At 70.8% G+C, this 15,057-nt stretch carries 14 protein-coding genes; 3 read left to right on the top strand and 11 right to left on the bottom strand.

The genetic code is table 11. From position 1 onward, the window contains the following. Positions 1 to 115 precede the first annotated feature (115 nt). The 4 genes from HUT12_RS15875 to HUT12_RS15860 form a co-directional block, all read right to left on the bottom strand. Positions 116 to 2,065 (bottom strand): glycoside hydrolase family 127 protein, encoded by a 1,950-nt coding sequence (locus HUT12_RS15875; protein ID WP_176093866.1) that lies wholly within the window; start codon positions 2,063 to 2,065, stop codon positions 116 to 118. Positions 2,066 to 2,067: 2 nt separating this feature from the next. Continuing rightward, entirely contained in the window at positions 2,068 to 2,982 is a 915-nt protein-coding gene (locus tag HUT12_RS15870; RefSeq protein ID WP_131051999.1) for a carbohydrate ABC transporter permease, read from the bottom strand. Between the two features lie 4 nt (positions 2,983 to 2,986). Next, positions 2,987 to 3,904, bottom strand: a complete 918-nt coding sequence (locus tag HUT12_RS15865; RefSeq protein ID WP_131052000.1) for a carbohydrate ABC transporter permease — start codon at positions 3,902 to 3,904, stop codon at positions 2,987 to 2,989. Between the two features lie 102 nt (positions 3,905 to 4,006). Next, complete coding sequence (locus tag HUT12_RS15860) at positions 4,007 to 5,305, bottom strand: sugar ABC transporter substrate-binding protein (RefSeq protein WP_176093865.1); 1,299 nt, start codon at positions 5,303 to 5,305, stop codon at positions 4,007 to 4,009. Between the two features lie 626 nt (positions 5,306 to 5,931). Here HUT12_RS15860 and HUT12_RS15855 point away from each other — a divergent pair. After that, positions 5,932 to 6,930, top strand: a complete 999-nt coding sequence (locus tag HUT12_RS15855) for a LacI family DNA-binding transcriptional regulator (RefSeq protein WP_254876839.1) — start codon at positions 5,932 to 5,934, stop codon at positions 6,928 to 6,930. A gap of 130 nt (positions 6,931 to 7,060) precedes the next feature. On the opposite strand, the gene HUT12_RS15850 is transcribed toward HUT12_RS15855, so the two are convergent. Next, a complete protein-coding gene (locus HUT12_RS15850; protein ID WP_368660262.1) occupies positions 7,061 to 8,179 on the bottom strand; it encodes a LacI family DNA-binding transcriptional regulator in 1,119 nt (372 codons plus the stop codon). 399 nt (positions 8,180 to 8,578) lie between these two features. On the opposite strand from HUT12_RS15850, the gene HUT12_RS15845 reads away from it, so the two are divergent. Continuing rightward, positions 8,579 to 9,817, top strand: a complete 1,239-nt coding sequence (locus HUT12_RS15845) for a cellulose-binding domain-containing protein (RefSeq protein WP_176093864.1) — start codon at positions 8,579 to 8,581, stop codon at positions 9,815 to 9,817. 46 nt (positions 9,818 to 9,863) lie between these two features. Here HUT12_RS15845 and HUT12_RS15840 read toward each other — a convergent pair whose 3' ends face one another. From HUT12_RS15840 to HUT12_RS15820, 5 genes are all read right to left on the bottom strand, one after another. Then, positions 9,864 to 10,070 carry a helix-turn-helix transcriptional regulator gene (locus tag HUT12_RS15840; protein WP_076472788.1) on the bottom strand — a complete coding sequence of 69 codons (207 nt, stop codon included), beginning with the start codon at positions 10,068 to 10,070 and terminating at the stop codon, positions 9,864 to 9,866. Continuing rightward, a complete protein-coding gene (locus HUT12_RS15835; protein WP_131051237.1) occupies positions 10,070 to 10,549 on the bottom strand; it encodes a DUF2975 domain-containing protein in 480 nt (159 codons plus the stop codon). The genes HUT12_RS15840 and HUT12_RS15835 overlap by 1 nt, the downstream gene beginning before the upstream one ends. Before the next feature lie 63 nt (positions 10,550 to 10,612). Continuing rightward, positions 10,613 to 11,989 carry a transaminase gene (locus HUT12_RS15830; RefSeq protein ID WP_176093863.1) on the bottom strand — a complete coding sequence of 459 codons (1,377 nt, stop codon included), beginning with the start codon at positions 11,987 to 11,989 and terminating at the stop codon, positions 10,613 to 10,615. 70 nt (positions 11,990 to 12,059) lie between these two features. Beyond that, entirely contained in the window at positions 12,060 to 12,875 is an 816-nt protein-coding gene (locus tag HUT12_RS15825) for an SAM-dependent methyltransferase (RefSeq protein ID WP_254877058.1), read from the bottom strand. Positions 12,876 to 12,970: 95 nt separating this feature from the next. Further along, complete coding sequence (locus tag HUT12_RS15820) at positions 12,971 to 13,159, bottom strand: hypothetical protein (RefSeq protein ID WP_303393490.1); 189 nt, start codon at positions 13,157 to 13,159, stop codon at positions 12,971 to 12,973. A gap of 97 nt (positions 13,160 to 13,256) precedes the next feature. Here HUT12_RS15820 and HUT12_RS15815 point away from each other — a divergent pair, with 97 nt between their 5' ends. Further along, entirely contained in the window at positions 13,257 to 14,504 is a 1,248-nt protein-coding gene (locus tag HUT12_RS15815) for a cysteine desulfurase-like protein (protein ID WP_176093862.1), read from the top strand. Positions 14,505 to 14,609: 105 nt separating this feature from the next. On the opposite strand, the gene HUT12_RS15810 is transcribed toward HUT12_RS15815, so the two are convergent. Beyond that, positions 14,610 to 14,921 (bottom strand): nitroreductase/quinone reductase family protein, encoded by a 312-nt coding sequence (locus HUT12_RS15810; protein WP_254876838.1) that lies wholly within the window; start codon positions 14,919 to 14,921, stop codon positions 14,610 to 14,612. Positions 14,922 to 15,057 lie beyond the last annotated feature (136 nt).

Here is a 15,057-nt window from a genome sequence, read left to right as displayed (position 1 = left end):
TGATATCGGTGCGGGCGGGCGGGTGAGGCGGTCCCCCACGTCGCACCTCGGTGGTGATTCGAGCGGCTCGTGGTGCTGTCGGCGCGGTTCGGACAATCCGATGTGAGCGTTAACATCAGCTCCGCCCCCGGCCCTGCTCCGGCAGGTCACCGTCGACGGGGATCCAGACCCGCATGGTTGAGGGCCCACGGTTGGCCCAGGCGTGGTACGGCACCAGCGTCACCTCGTCGAACACCTCGACGGGCGCGGGCGAGGACTCGGCGACGTCGGCCCGGTAGGGCCATTCGTGGTCGTGCGGGCGCACCCGGCGGCACCGCACCACCACCCGACCGTCGATCAGCCGGGGCGGTTGGCTGGTGTCTATCCGCAGCTCGTCGACGCTCGTCACCCCCGGCACGTCCACCGACTCGATCGCGAACACCAGCGGACCGCGCTCCACCGCCACACAGCCCCGCACCGCGTCGATGCGGCTGTCCGGATGGGTGAACCGGGGCGCCATCGGCAGGGCGAGGACGACCTCGTCGCCGCGTTGCCAGGTGCGCTGCTCGGTGACCATGCCGGGGGCGACCGGTCGGGTGGCTCCGGCCACCGTGACCGTGGCGCCGTCGACGGCCCAGTCCGGCACCCGCAGCGACAGTGACCACGGGCGGTCGTCGTCGCTGTCGACGCGTACCCGGATCTCGCCGTCGTGCGGGTAGTCGGTGGTGATGACGAGGCACCGCTCCCGCCCGTCGGGAAGGCGGTGCGCGATGGTGCCGGGCAGGTACTGGTGCAGGTGCAGACCCTCGTCGTCGCAGGTGGCGGCGTACGCGCCGAGGCTGGCCACGGTGCGGGCCACGTTGGTCGGGCAGCACGAGACCTCGAACCACGGCGCCCGGAGCGACGCCGCCGCGCGCAGGCTGGGCCGGTCGGCGTCGGGCACCGTGCCGAGTTCCCGGCGGTGCAGCGTGTTGGTGTAGAAGAAGCTGCGTCCGTCGGTCGACGGCGAGGTCGACACCACGTTGAACAGCGTCCGTTCGATGAGGTCGGCGTAGCGGGACTCGCCGTCGGCGAGCAGCAGCCGCCAGGCCAGCATCACCGAGCCGACACCCGCGCAGGTCTCCGAGTACGCCCGGTCGGGCGGCAGCATCCAGTCCTCGCCGAACGCCTCGTCCTGGTGCCGGGAACCCTGCCCACCGGTGACGTACGTGCGGCGGGTGACCGCGTGGTGCCACTGACCGCGTACCGCGTCCAACAGGCTGGCGTCCTTCAGCTCGACCGCGACGTCGACGGCACCGGCGGCCAGGTAGTTTGCACGCACCGCGTGCCCGCGCAGCACGGTGGCCTCCCGGATCGGGGTCTCGTCCTGGAAGTACTCCCGACCGAACTCGATGTCGGCGAGCCGGCCGTGGCCGCGCCGGTCGACGAAGAGCGCGGCCTGGGTCAGGTAGCGGTCCTGACCGGTGGTGCGGGCCAGTTCCACGAACGCGGTCTCGATCACCGGGTGGCCGCAGACGCTGTCGATGCCGTCCACACCGAACGTCTCGCACACGTGGTCGGCGGCCCGGCAGGCGATCTGGAGCAGGCCGTCGTCGGCGTCCGGCCGGGTCCGGGCCCGGGCCACGGCGGCCTGGACGAGGTGCCCGACGCAATAGAGTTCGTGCCCCCATTCGAGGTCCGACCAGCGCGGTTCCTGCCCGGGTCGGCCGAACTTGGTGTTCAGGTATCCGTCGGGCTCCTGCGCCGCGCCGACCCGCCGCACCAGGGCACGGAACCGCGATTCGAGATCCGGGTCGGCGGTCCGGCCGATCTCCCACGCCAACGCTTCGAGGAACTTGTAGATCTCCGAGTCGGAGAACTCGCGCCCCCGCCGCTCGCCGGCAAGGTCTCCCGCCACGGCCAGGTCGAAGTTGCGGACCCAGCCCTCCCGTTCGAGCCAGTGCGCGATGTGGTCGAGGGTCACCCCGTTCACCGACTGGCGCTCGGCCCAGAATCCGCCCGCGATCCGGACCTCCCGCAGGTCGAGGGGGCGCAGGCGACCCCGGACCGGCAGGACGGGTGCGGCCGGATGTGCGTTGCCGCTCATGGTCATCCTTTCAGCGCGCCGGACATGAAGCCGCGCACGTAGTGTCGTTGCAGCAGGAGGAAGAGGACGATGCACGGCAGGGCGAGGACGACGACGCCCGCTTCGGTCGCCCCGTAGTCGACGACACCCTGCACCTGGCCGCGCAGGTTCGACACGGCCAGCGGCAGCGTCATCTTCTCGGTGTCGTTGATCAGGATCAGCGGGGCCATGAAGTCGTTCCACGCGGCGAGGAAACCGAAGAGACCGACGGTGATCAGACCCGGTTTCACGGCGGGCAGCAGCACCCGCCACAGCGCGCTGAACGACGAGCACCCGTCGACCATCGCGGCCTCGTCGAGTTCACGGGGCACCGCCTCGAACGAGATGCGCATCAGGAAGGTGGAGAACGGCAACTGGAACATGGTCAGCACGAGCGCGACGCCGACCAGGGAGTTCTGCAACCCCACCTGGTTGAGCAGCACATAGAGCGGGATCAGCAGCGTCGCGTACGGGACCATCAGGATGGCCAGGGTGAGCAGGAACAGGATGTTCTTGCCGGGGAAGCGGAACCGCGCGAAGGCGTACCCGCCGAGGAACGAGATCAGCAGCGTCAGCGCGACCGTGAGCAGCGAGACGAACGCCGAGTTGCCGAGGTAGCGCCAGACGCCGGCCTGGTAGGCGGCCAACGTCTGGTAGTTGCCGATGCCCCAGCCGTCCACCTGGTTGGTGCCCGGTTGCGGGGAGACCGAGGCGACCGCCGTCCAGACCAGCGGTGCCAGGAAGATGAGGGCGACCGAACCGGTGAACACCCAGTACGGCGTCCGCAGCGCGATCCCGGCGATGGTGGTGCCGCTCGGCTTCCTCGGCCGCGACGGCTCCGGTGCGGACGGCGGTGTCCCGTCGGCGACGGTCTCTGTGGTGCGGGAAACGACGGTCATCGGATCAGTTCCCCTCGGACCGGAAGGCGCGCATCTGCAACGCGTTGATCATGATCAGGGCGACCAGCACGATGACGGAGATGGCCGCCGCCACCCCCAGGTCGTTCTGCCCCTGGAAGGCCACCATGTAGATGAGCTGCACGACGGTGATCGTGCTGTTGTCCGGGCCGCCCTTGGTCAGGATGTAGAACTGCTCGAAGGCGAGCAGGGAGCCGGTCACGCAGAGCACGGTCGTCAGTGCCAGGGTGGGGCGCAGCAGCGGCAGCGTGACCTTGCGGAAGGTCTGCCAGCGGCTCGCCCCGTCGGTACGCGCCGCCTCGTACACGTCGGCGGGGATCCCTTGCAGGCCGACCAGCATGAGCACCATGTAGAACCCGGCGTACCGCCACACGATCAGGAAGGTCGTCGAGAACAGCGCCGCGTTCGGGGAGCCGAGGAACGTGATGCCCAGGCGGTCCATCAGCGGGGCCAGCGGGCTCGCGTACGGCGAGTAGATCACGTAGAACAGCAGCGACGCCGAGGCCAGGCCGAGCGCGCTGGGGATCAGGAACGAGGCCCGCAGCAGGTTGTTCCACCGGCTGGACTCCTGCACCAGCAGGGCCAACCCGAGAGCGAGCGTCAGCAGCAGCACGGTCGCGAGCGCCGTGTACTTGAGGGTGAACACCACCGAGTCGGTGAAGAAGCGGTGCTCGACCGCCTTCACGAAGTTGTCGGGCGCGTTGAACCCCTGGTCACCGGTGAGCAGCGGCCACCGCGACAGCGACATCTTGATGACCAGCAGCAGCGGCACGGCGAACAGCAGCGCCACGAAGACCGCGGTCGGCATCGCGTAGAGCCAGCCGAGCAGTGCCTGACGACCTCGGGGACGGGCGCGGCGCCGTGTCGCCGCACTGGGCGGGCGAGACGGTGCGGTGACGCTCATGGGACCTCTCGTTTCCTTCGCTGACGGACCGAACGTGGGCGCGGCGGGGGCGGGTGCCGACCGGTAGGGACTCCTCGGGCGGCACCCGCCCCCACCGGGTACCTACTGCTTCAGGACGGCGGTGATCTCGCCGTTGTCCTTCGGCAGGTCGCCGTTACCGTTGAGCACCTGGTTGCGGACGAGAGTCAGCCACGGGCTGTTCGGCGCGTTGAACGCCTGCTGGAAGTTGAGCGCGACCGGGGTGTCGCCCTGACCGGCCACCTCGTTGATGGTCACCAGGCGCGGGTCCTCGGCGGCGTACTTGTTGTTGGCCAGGTCGGCGCGGGAGACCACGTCCTTGTTCTTGGCCAGCACCTCGACCTGGGCCTCCTCGGACATCATCCAGCTCAGGAAGTTCCACGCCTGTGCGGCCTTCTTGGAGTCCTTCGAGATGCCGACACCGTCGCCACCGACGAAGGTGGAGGCGCCGCCGTTCGGGCCGGGGATGCCGGCGACACCGGCGTCGAACGGCGTCGAGGAGAGCAGCGTCGCCGGGTAGAACATCAGGCCGACCTTGCCCTCGGTGAAGGCGGCGGTCCAGGTCGGACCGGTCTCCCCCGCCGAGGCGGGCAGCACAGCACCGGAGCGCCACAGGTCCTGCCAGGTGCTGAAGACCTTCTGCGCGGTCTCGTCGGCCAGCTTGGACTCGGTGCCGTCGTCACTGAGCACCTGCCCGCCGTCGGCCCAGATGGACGGGAACCAGGTGAAGACGAGGCAGCCGCCGCAGTTCAGGCCGGCGGCCGTACCGTAGACGCCCTCCTTGCCCGAGGCCTGCACCGCCTTGGCGGCGGCGGCGTACTCGGCGAGCGACGCGGGCGCCTTCTCCGGGTCGAGCCCGGCGTCCCGGAACAACTGCTTGTTCCAGAACATCATCGACAGGTCCAGCACGAAGGGCAGCACGTGGGCCTTGTCGTCGACGGTGCCCGCCGACAGGTGTCCCTTGTTGATCTGGTCCTTGAAGTCCAGGCCGTCGATGTTGGAGCTGATGTCCTGGAACAGGCCCTGGCTGACCCAGTTCGGCACGTAGACGATGTCGGCGGCGAACAGGTCCGGCAGGCCACCGGAGCCGGCCGCCGCGCCGACCTTGGCGACGTAGTCGTCGTTCGGTACGACGGTGAGCTTGACCTGGTTCTGGTGTGTGGCGTTGTACGCGTCCACCAGCAGCTTCGCCTGCTTCTCCAGCGGCGCGCGGGTCCACAGGGTCAGCTCGCTGCCGTCGTCGACGCCGGTCGGGCCGGCCTCGGCGGCGCTCGGGCCGCTCGGTTCGTCGCTGCCGCAAGCCGCCACGGCGAGGACCATCGTCGCCGCCATGGCTCCGGCCAGCGAACGCAGGGCAGTACGCCTGCCCAGGGTTTTCCTCATGATTCCTCTCCTAGTCTGCATCGATGCTCGCCGGGGAGCCGCGAGGCGGTTCCCGTGAGCCGGGTAGCGGGCGGTTCCGCTCGATCGGGTGGGACCGGAGCCGCCGCACCGGCCGTCGGCCGTGGACGTGATCGGCGAAGCCGGATGATCAGGTACGGCCGGCGGGTGACCGGCCGGGCAGGGTCAGGGTGTGGACAACAGGTCGCCGACGGAGTCCCGCCGAGCCGAGGTGTCGTGTGGACGGTCCGATGCGGCACCGCCGCATCGCTGCGTCGCGCGGGTGGGGTGGACCGGTGACGACGACGCGGTCCGCACCGTCTTCGTGGGCGATGCCTCGTCCGTCCTCATCGGTGTCGCCTCCCGCCGGGTCCGACGGGACCGGCACGGCGAGCCGCACCGCCGCCGAGGTGGTCGGTATCACTTTCCGCCGCTAGCGTGTCCCACGAAAACGGTTTCGGCAAGATGTCTGATGGGTAAAACCTGAACCCGTTTCGGTGTGGGCTTCACCTTCCCTTACATGCACCCTGCGCTCTACGCTTGCCCGTCATACGGGGGCGGCGACCACCTGCCGGCCATCCTGAAACTCTTGCGAAAGGCTTTCGGTGGGTCGACGACGATCACAGTCAGTGACGCTGAGTGACGTGGCCAGCCGGGCCGGAGTCTCGGTCGCGACCGCGTCCAAGGCGCTCAACGGACGCGCCGAGGTGGCCCAGGCGACCCGGGAACGCGTGCTGCGCGCGGCCGACGAGCTCTCCTTCCAGCCCAACGCGCTGGCCTCCGGGCTGATCAACGGCCGCACCCGCACCGTGGGGCTGCTCACCGACGAACTCGGCGGCCGGTTCGCCATGTCCATCCTGCTCGGTGCCGAGAACGCCCTCGGCAACGAGCAGATGTCGGTGCTGCTCTGCGACGCCCGGGGTGACGCGATCCGGCGCCAGCACTACATCCGTACGCTGCTGGCGCGGCAGGTCGACGGGTTCATCGTGGTCGGCGACAGCAACGAGGTGGGTCCCTCGCTGACGCAGGACATCCCGGTTCCGGTGGTCTACGCCTACGCCGAGTCGACCGACCCCCGGGACCTGTCGGTGATCGCCGACGACGAGGGCGGCGCCCGGCTCGCCGCCGAGCACCTGGTGCTGCACGGACGACGGCGGATCGGGCACATCACCGGCCCGGACGGTTACCGGTCGGCCCGGGACCGGGCGGCCGGGCTGCGGACGGTGCTCACCGAGGCGGGCCTCGATCCCGCCGGGGACCCGCTGTTCGGCGAGTGGTCGCAGCGGTGGGGCCGGCACGCCACCCGACTGCTGCTGGCGGCCCGCCCGGACGTGGACGCGATCTTCTGCGGCAACGACCAGCTCGCCGCCGGAGCCGCCGACACACTGCGTGACCTCGGGCGACGCATCCCGGACGACGTGGCGATCGTCGGCTACGACAACTGGGAGTTCTTCGCCGCCGACTGCCGACCACCGCTGACCACGGTGGACCTCAACCTGGAACGGCTCGGCGCGACCGCGGTCAAGCACCTCTACGCCGCCCTGGACGGCAATCCCGGCAGTGGCGTCATCCGCCAACCCGGCCGCCTCGTCGTCCGCGAGTCGACCGGACCGGCGGTGCACCGCTGATCCCCACACCGGCCCGGTGCCGACGGTCCCGGCGAGGGAGCCGGCCCGGTGTCCGCACCCCCGTCGGAGAAGCGGACCGGGCCGCGAGACGGCCCCGGCCTCCGACAGCTGCCGGGGACGTCGGGAGGACCTAACCGATCAGGCTGGCCGGTCGCAGCGCGCGCAGCGGTCGGCCGACGCCGCACGGGGCCGCCGCGCTGCGCCGGCTGACCAGTTCCGGCACCAGCAGGTCGCGTCGGCGCGCCGGCGTCTGCCCGGCCGGGTCGAGCTGCGCCAGCAGCAGTCCCAGGCTGCGCCGGCCCAGTTCGGCGAAGTCCTGCCGCACCGACGTCAGCGGCGGCAGGAAGTGCGCCCCGTCCGGCGTGCCGTCGAAGCCGACCACGCTGACGTCCTCCGGCACCCGGCGGCCCGCCTCGTGCAACGCCCGCAGCACGCCGAGGGCGAGTTGGTCGCTGGCGCAGAAGACGGCGGTGACGTCGGGGTCGGCGGCCAGCCGCTCCCCCTGCTGGTAGCCGGTGCTGGCACTCCAGTCGCCGGGGACGACGGCCGGCACCGGCGCACCGGCGGCCCGCAGGGCCTCCCGCCAGCCACGGATCCGTTCGTCCGCCTCGGGCCAGTCCTCCGGGCCGGACACGTGGTGCACGGTGGCGTGGCCGAGGTCGAGCAGGTGTCGGGTGGCGAGTCGGGCACCCGCCACGTTGTCGATCTGCGCGCTGGCGATCTCGTCGCTGCATCCACCGCCGACGGTCACCGCCGCCAGCCCGCCAGCCGCCTCGGCCAGCGCCCCGGCCATGGCGGGTTTGGGCGCGATGGCGATGAGTCCCTCGACCGACTGCCGACGCAACCAGTCCGCGGCGTCGAGCACCGACCGCCGGTCCAGGTGTCGCACACTGGCGACGCTGACGAAGTAGCCGGCGGATCGGGCCGCGCCCTCGATGGCGTAGAGCATCGAGGTCGGCCCGTACAGCGGGCTCTCGTAGCCGATGATCCCGAGCGTGCCGGAACGCCGGGTGACCAGGGCGCGGGCCGCCGGGTTGCGCTGGTAGTCCAGCTCCCGCATCGCCGCCAGCACCCGCTGGCGGGTGTCGTCGGCGACGTACGGGTGGCCGTTGATGACCCGGGAGACCGTCTGCGCCGACACCCCCGCCCGCGCCGCGACGTCACGCATGATCGATCGACCGCTGGACCGCCCGGCGCCGGCCCCACTGTTCGCCGCGCCCATCCGTGACCCGCCGCTCTTCTCGATCATCGCCTGCTCTCCCCTGCCCAGAGGTCCCCGTCGCGTCGCCCGTGCCGCCGGGACCGATGGCCCGCGTACGCGCGAGGACCCCGGTGGTCTGATCTCCGACAATGAACCTCGAAAACCATTTCGGCAATCCCTCCCAGGAGATCTCCGGCTAAAACCGATCGCAGAGATCACGGGATTTCGGCAATCAGGCCCGCTCCGGCACCCCGCAGAGGACCAAGCGGGCCAGCTTCGTCCACGAAAACCATTTCGGCAATAGCCCGGGGCCGAATACGGCAGGGTTTGCGAACACCGGTCAGCCCAACCAGACCTCCCACCTGCCACCATTTAGTTTACATCGACGCCAATCTATCGCTGCCGGTGTGTCCACCGACGGCGTCTCCGACACCGGGAGGAGCACCTATGAGATCACCCCGAACAGGACCACGGCTCGGTGTGGCGGTCGTCGCCACCCTGGCCTTCACCGGTGGAGCCACCCTGGCAGTGACCGGTGCGCAGGCCGCCGCGCCGGGCTGCCGGGTCGACTACCGGGTCACCAACCAGTGGTCCGGCGGGTTCGGTGCCGAGGTCACCGCCACCAACCTCGGCGACCCGCTCAACGGCTGGACGGTGACCTGGACGTACGGCGCCGGGCAGAGCGTCACCCAGGCGTGGAACGCCACCGTGACGCAGAGCGGAAGCCGGGTCGACGCGACCAGCGTCGGCCACAACAGTGCCCTCGGCACCGGCGCCGCCACATCGTTCGGCTTCAACGGGTCGTGGAGCGGCAGCAACCCGGCACCGACCACGTTCGCCCTCAACGGCGTCACCTGCACCGGCACGCCCGGCACCCCGGCACCGACCACGCCCGCCCCGACGACCCCCGCACCGAGCCCGACCACGCCCCCGCCGACCAGCGGCTGGAATCCGCCCGCGCACCTGGTGAACCCGCTCAACCAGGTGTGGCAGCACGTGGAGCAGACCTACAACAACGGCAACCCGTACGGGTTCCGCAACTACGGCTGGGACCAGGTCATGGCCAACCGTGGAGCACTGAACTTCTGTGTCCGCTGGGACTCCGGCGCCACCGTCACGGCCGCCCAGCGCGACCAGATCCACGCCACCCTCGCCCGGCAGTACAAGAAGTGGATGGACGTGATGGTCGGGCACAACGCCTGGCCGTACCAGCAGGTGCCGATCAAGGTGGTCGGCTGGGCCGTCCGCAACCGCAGTCAGCTCCAGTGGACCGACACCAGCGTCGACGTCTACGTCAACGACATCCGCGAGAACGCCCCGCAGTGCGCGCCCGCGTGCGGTCGCTTCTTCAACCAGGGTGGGCAGTACCCGAACTGCCCCGGCGGGGTGGCCCGCCACTACGACCAGTCGCTGTGGCTGACCGACGGGTTCGGCGGCGGTGCCGGCGGCGACTGGGGCCAACGCATGGGCCGCGAGTACTACATGAACAACCTGAACGCCGAGAACATGCACATCCTGCTGCACGAGATAGGCCACACCTTCGGCCTCGACGACTTCTACGACTGGACGCCCAGTGGAGTCGGCGGGTTCCTGATGCGGGCCGGCAGCGCCAGCTCGATCACCGAGTTCGACGCCTGGATGTTCCGGGACTGGTGGCGGCACCTGAAGAGCCGTTACGGCTACTGAGGCCGCACCTCGCGGGGCCCGGCGCGACGGCCGGGCCCCGCAGGGTTCACTCCTCGACCCATTCCAGCAGGTCACCGGGTTGGCAGTCGAGCACCCGGCACATCGCCTCCAGGGTGCTGAACCGGACGGCCTTGGCCCGGCCGTTCTTGAGCACCGCCACGTTCGCCGGCGTGAGCCCCACCCGCTCGGCGAACTCACCGACGCTCATCTTGCGCTTGGCGAGCTGGACGTCGATGCGTACCACGATGGGCATCAGATCACCGCTTCCATGTCGGTCCGCAGCGTGGTGGCCTGGCGCAGCAGCGCGCGCAGCACCACCATCAGCAGCCCCAGCACGGCGACGCCGGTCGAGAGCAGGAGCAGCAGGAACGGGACTCCGGGGTCGTCGGCCCTGAATCCTACGTAGAGGAAGACGGCCACCAGCACCACCCAGGCGGCGGCGACGGCCCACACGATCACGTCCACCCAGACCAGCGCGGCCGGGCTGAAGATGCGGTCGTTCTTGACCAGGGTGAGCAACTTCCAGGTGCAGACGACCACCACCTGGACGCAGAGCACCCAGAACACCGTGACGGCGGTCAACGGCCACCGCAGGTACGCCTGTTCCGGTGACTCCTGCGCCATGTGGGCGAACTGCCCCGGCAGCGAGAGGGTCTGGAACACGACCAGGATCCCGAACAGCACCACGAGGAAGACTCTGAGGGCGGCCACCGCCCAACGTGTCACCAGCATGCATCGACTATCACTCGCTACCTATCGAGAGTCAATAGGTTTCGACTGTTCCCACCCGATCGGTCACCCCACCAGCTCGCCCAACGCGTCGCCGAAGATCTCGTGGTGCCGGCGTACGTCCTCCACCGTGGTCTGCGGACACATCAGCGCCATGTTGTGGAACGGGGTCATCAGGATCCCCCGGTTGAGCAGGTAGACGTGCAGGTAGTCCTCCAGGTCGGCGTCGGCGCACCGGGCCGACTCGGTGCCGGTACGCGGGGCCGGGTCGACGAGGCGGTACTCCACCCGCGCGCCGAGCCGGCTCACCGACCACGGCAACGCGTACTCGGCGAACAGCGCGCCCACCCCCTCGGCGAAGCGGGCCGCCGTCTCGGCCATGCCGGCGAACGCCTCGTCGGTGAGCACCTCGCGCAGGGTGGCCAGGGTGGCCGCGACCGACACCGGGTTGCCGGCCAGCGTGCCGCCGACGCCGCCCATGTCGACCAGGTCGAGGTCCGTCCGGGCGGTCAGGTCGGCGGCCAGCTCGGCCGAGAGGCCGTACGCGCCGACCGGGATCCCACCGCCGATGGCCTTGCCGATGGTGACCACGTCCGGCGTCAGGTCCCAGGCGGCCGTCGCGCCTCCCGGCCCGGCGGAGAACGTGTGCGTCTCGTCGTTGACCAGGTAGGTCCCGTGCTGCCGGGTAAGCGCCCGCACCCCGTCGAGGTAGCCGGACTCCGGCAGCACGATGCCGATGTTGGTCAGCGCCGGCTCCATCAGCACGGCGGCCACGTCGCCGTGGGCGAGTTCGCGGGCCAGCCCGTCCAGGTCGTTGAACTCGGCGACGCGGCTGGTGGTGGTCACGTCGCAGGGGGCACCGACGTTGCCCGCCCGGCTGCGGGGCCGCCCGTCCGGCCCCACCACGATCAGCGACTCGTCCACCGATCCGTGGTAGCAGTAGCTGTTCACCAGGATGCGCGGACGGCCGGTGACGGCGCGCAACAGCCGGATGGCCCACCGGTTGGCGTCGGTGGCGGTGAGCGTGAAACTCCAGGCGGGCAGCCCGAAGCGACGGGTCAGTTCGGCACCGACCGACGCCGCCTCCTCGGTGGGCAGCATGGTGGCCGCCCCGCCGAGATCGGCCAGACGTCGGGTGACCGCCTCGACCACCGGCGCCGGGGAGTGCCCGGCCATCGCCCCGGTGTCGCCGAGGCAGAAGTCGACGTACTCGTTGCCGTCGACGTCGGTGACCCGGGCCCCGCGCGCCCGGTCCAGATAGACCGGGAAGCCGGCCGCGTTCTTGTTCATCCAGGTCATCGGGACCTTGCCGAACAGGTGCCCGGCGTCGGCGTACGCGGCGGCCGAGCGGGGGTGGCGGTCCACGAACGTGGACCGCTCCCGCGCGAGCAGCCGACCCAGGCGGGTACGGTCGACGCCCTCAGCTTCGAAATCCGTCGGCATCGGGCGACAGTACCAACGAGATGGCCCGCCAGCTAGATGCCCGACGACTGATTACTGCCGCCGCCCCCGGTCAGCGCTTACGGCCGACGGCGCAGTACTGGTCGATCTCCTCGGGCAACTCGGCCGGGTCGCCGTCGGGACGCCAGCGGGTCACCGACACCACGCCCGGCTCGACGAGTTCCAGGCCCTCGAACAGTCCGGCGATCCGCTCCGGGCTGCGCAGGTGGTATCGGGGGTTGGCGGAGACGTTCCAGATCCGGACGGCCTCGGTGACCGCCTCGCTGGTGTCGCTGCCGTCGTACATCGCGAGGTAGCTGCCGGAGGGCAGACGGTCGACGAGCCCGCGGATGATCGACTTCGCCTCCTCGTCGGACTCGACGTGACCGAGGATGCCCATCAGCATCACGGCGACCGGCTGGTCCAGGTCCAGCGTCCGGGCCGCCTCGTGCAGGATCCGGTCCGGGTCGCGCAGGTCCGCGTCGACGTAGTCGGTGGCGCCCTCGGGGGTGCCGACCAGCAGGGCACGGGCGTGCGCCAGCACGAGCGGGTCGTTGTCGACATACACGATGCGCGCCTCCGGGGCGACTGACTGCGCCACCTCGTGCGTGTTGTCGGCGGTCGGCAGGCCGGTGCCCACGTCCAGGAACTGCCGGACACCCGCCGTGCCGGCCAGGTAGCGCACCGCCCGGGCCAGGTACGCCCGGGACAGCCGGGCGTTCTGCGCGAGCTGCGGCAGGTTGGCGATGATCTGGTCGCCGACCTCGCGATCGGCGGCGAAGTTGTCCTTGCCGCCGAGCAGGTAGTTCCAGATCCGCGCGGTCTGCGGCACTCCGGTGTCCAGAGTGGGCCTGTCCTGTTCGCCGCCGGTCACCGTCGCACCGTCCACCACGTTCGCACCCTCAGTCTGATTAGGACCACTGTCGTCGGTCAGCCTAGCCGCGCCGGAGGGACCGTCGCCGACCCCGCCGCCCCCGCGTACGCTCACCGACCGGCGGGCCGACGCAGCGTGACCGGCGCACCGAACCGCACCGCGACACCGGGCGAATAGAGCACGCTGGCCGGCGGCCCGGTCGGCCGGGGCAGACCGGCTGCGGTGACCAGATCGTGGTCCAGGTCCAGCGGACGCCGGAAAGCCTGCTCGGGCGCGCAGTCGACCGGCTCGATGTCCACGTGCCCATCCTGCCGAACTCCACCGGCCTGCACTATGTTGCAGGCGCCACGCCCCGCACCGGCGCCGGACCACCCGCTCGACCGCCAGGAGACCGAGATGACCTCCCCCGCATCCGCCGGACCGACCGGATTCGACGTCGCCGCGCTCCGTGCCCACTTCCCCTCGCTGGCCTCGGGCATCGCGCACTTCGACGGCCCGGGCGGCACCCAGACGCCCCGGTCGGTCGCCGACGCCGTCGCCGCCACGATGACGGCCCCGATCTCCAACCGGGGCACCGGCGCACTGTCGGAGACCAACGCGGACGCCGCCGTCGGCGCGTTCCGGCTCGCCTACGCCGACCTGCTGGGCGTACCCGCCGCCGGGATCGTGTACGGACGCAGCGCCACCCAGCTGACCTTCGACTTCTCCCGGACGCTCGCCCGGGACTGGGGTCCCGGTGACGAGGTGGTGGTGACCCGCCTCGACCACGACGCCAACGTCCGACCGTGGGTGCTGGCCGCCGAACGGGCCGGTGCCGAGGTGCGCTGGATCGACCTCGACCCGACCACCGCCGAACTCGACCCCGCCTCGGTGGCCGCCGCCATCACCGAGCGGACCCGCCTGGTCGCCGTCACGGGCGCGTCGAACCTGCTCGGCACCCGACCCGACGTCCGGGCGATCGCCGACGCCGCGCACGCGGTCGGCGCACTGGTCTTCGTCGACGGCGTGCACCACGCCGCCCACCAGTTCGTCGACGTACCGGCACTCGGTGCCGACTTCTACGTCTGCTCCCCGTACAAGTTCCTCGGACCGCACTGCGGTGTGCTCGCCGCCGACCCGGCCCTGCTGGAGACGCTGCGACCGGACAAGCTGATCCCGGCCACCGACGTGGTGCCCGAGCGCTTCGAACTCGGCACCCTGCCGTACGAGATGCTGGACGGTGCCACCGCCGCCGTCGAGTTCCTCGCCGACATCGTCCCCGGTGACGACCCGGCGAACACGTCCCGGCGGGAGCGGCTGCGCGCCTCGCTGCACGCCGTCGACGCGCACGAGACCCGCCTGCGGCAGCGGATCGAGGAGGGACTGGCGGACCTGGGATCGGACGTGGTGGTCCACTCCCGGGCCGCCGACCGCACCCCGACGCTGCTGGTCACGCTGCCCGGCCGCAAGACCCGCGACGCCTACCGCTTCCTGCTCGACCACGACGTCCTGGCCCCGGCGGGCTCCTTCTACGCGTACGAGCCGTTCCGTCGCCTCGGCCTGGACGACGAGCACGCGCTCCGGCTCGGCCTGGCCCCGTACAACGACGACAGCGACGTCACCCGGGTCCTGGACGGCCTGGCCGCCTTCCTGGACCGGGTGTAAGGAAGGGCCCCCTGCTAACGCCTCGCGTATAGCAGGGGACCCTTCCTAACATCTCCGGCCGCCGGGCGGCGCGGGGCGAGGTCCGGCGGTCGCGATCGGTCGGGGTCAGCCGTCGAGGCGGACGGTGACGGTGACCCGGCCCTTCCCGTCGCGTCGGGCGACCGCGTGGCCGGTGCGGTCCACGCCGTCCAGGTTCAGCGTGATCGGGCCGCCCTCACCGAGGAAGTTGCGCCACCACTTCTTGGCGTCGGCGAGGCCCACCGGGATCGTCACCGTGTCGCCGGTACGCCGGTATCCCACCGGGGTGCTGAAGGTGCGTCCCGAACGACGTCCGGTGTACGTCATGACGGTCAGATACCTGCCGACCAGGCGACCCCATCGGCGCGAGGAGCGCAGGGTCAGCGCACAGGCGTTCACCCGCGCCACGGTTCTGACGGGCAGGGCAATTCGGTAGCGCACCATACCTCCAGCGATCTCGGTGCCCGCCAAACTAACAGCTCAAGCGGAGAGCACCATCCGCTTAGGCTAAAGTGAGAAGGATGAGTGGGAGCGC

The organism is Verrucosispora sp. NA02020, assembly GCF_013364215.1.
Taxonomy (GTDB): domain Bacteria; phylum Actinomycetota; class Actinomycetes; order Mycobacteriales; family Micromonosporaceae; genus Micromonospora.
This window is presented reverse-complemented; position numbering and strand designations above follow the sequence as displayed.

What these genes read in the sequence shown, in the direction of transcription:
- HUT12_RS15875 (WP_176093866.1), bottom strand. Translation starts at nt 2,065, where the DNA reads ATGAGCGGCAACGCACATCCGGCCGCACCCGTCCTGCCGGTCCGGGGT.
- HUT12_RS15815 (WP_176093862.1), top strand. Translation starts at nt 13,257, where the DNA reads ATGACCTCCCCCGCATCCGCCGGACCGACCGGATTCGACGTCGCCGCG.
- HUT12_RS15850 (WP_368660262.1), bottom strand. Translation starts at nt 8,179, where the DNA reads ATGATCGAGAAGAGCGGCGGGTCACGGATGGGCGCGGCGAACAGTGGG.
- HUT12_RS15835 (WP_131051237.1), bottom strand. Translation starts at nt 10,549, where the DNA reads ATGCTGGTGACACGTTGGGCGGTGGCCGCCCTCAGAGTCTTCCTCGTG.
- HUT12_RS15840 (WP_076472788.1), bottom strand. Translation starts at nt 10,070, where the DNA reads ATGCCCATCGTGGTACGCATCGACGTCCAGCTCGCCAAGCGCAAGATG.
- HUT12_RS15870 (WP_131051999.1), bottom strand. Translation starts at nt 2,982, where the DNA reads ATGACCGTCGTTTCCCGCACCACAGAGACCGTCGCCGACGGGACACCG.
- HUT12_RS15865 (WP_131052000.1), bottom strand. Translation starts at nt 3,904, where the DNA reads ATGAGCGTCACCGCACCGTCTCGCCCGCCCAGTGCGGCGACACGGCGC.
- HUT12_RS15845 (WP_176093864.1), top strand. Translation starts at nt 8,579, where the DNA reads ATGAGATCACCCCGAACAGGACCACGGCTCGGTGTGGCGGTCGTCGCC.
- HUT12_RS15830 (WP_176093863.1), bottom strand. Translation starts at nt 11,989, where the DNA reads ATGCCGACGGATTTCGAAGCTGAGGGCGTCGACCGTACCCGCCTGGGT.
- HUT12_RS15860 (WP_176093865.1), bottom strand. Translation starts at nt 5,305, where the DNA reads ATGAGGAAAACCCTGGGCAGGCGTACTGCCCTGCGTTCGCTGGCCGGA.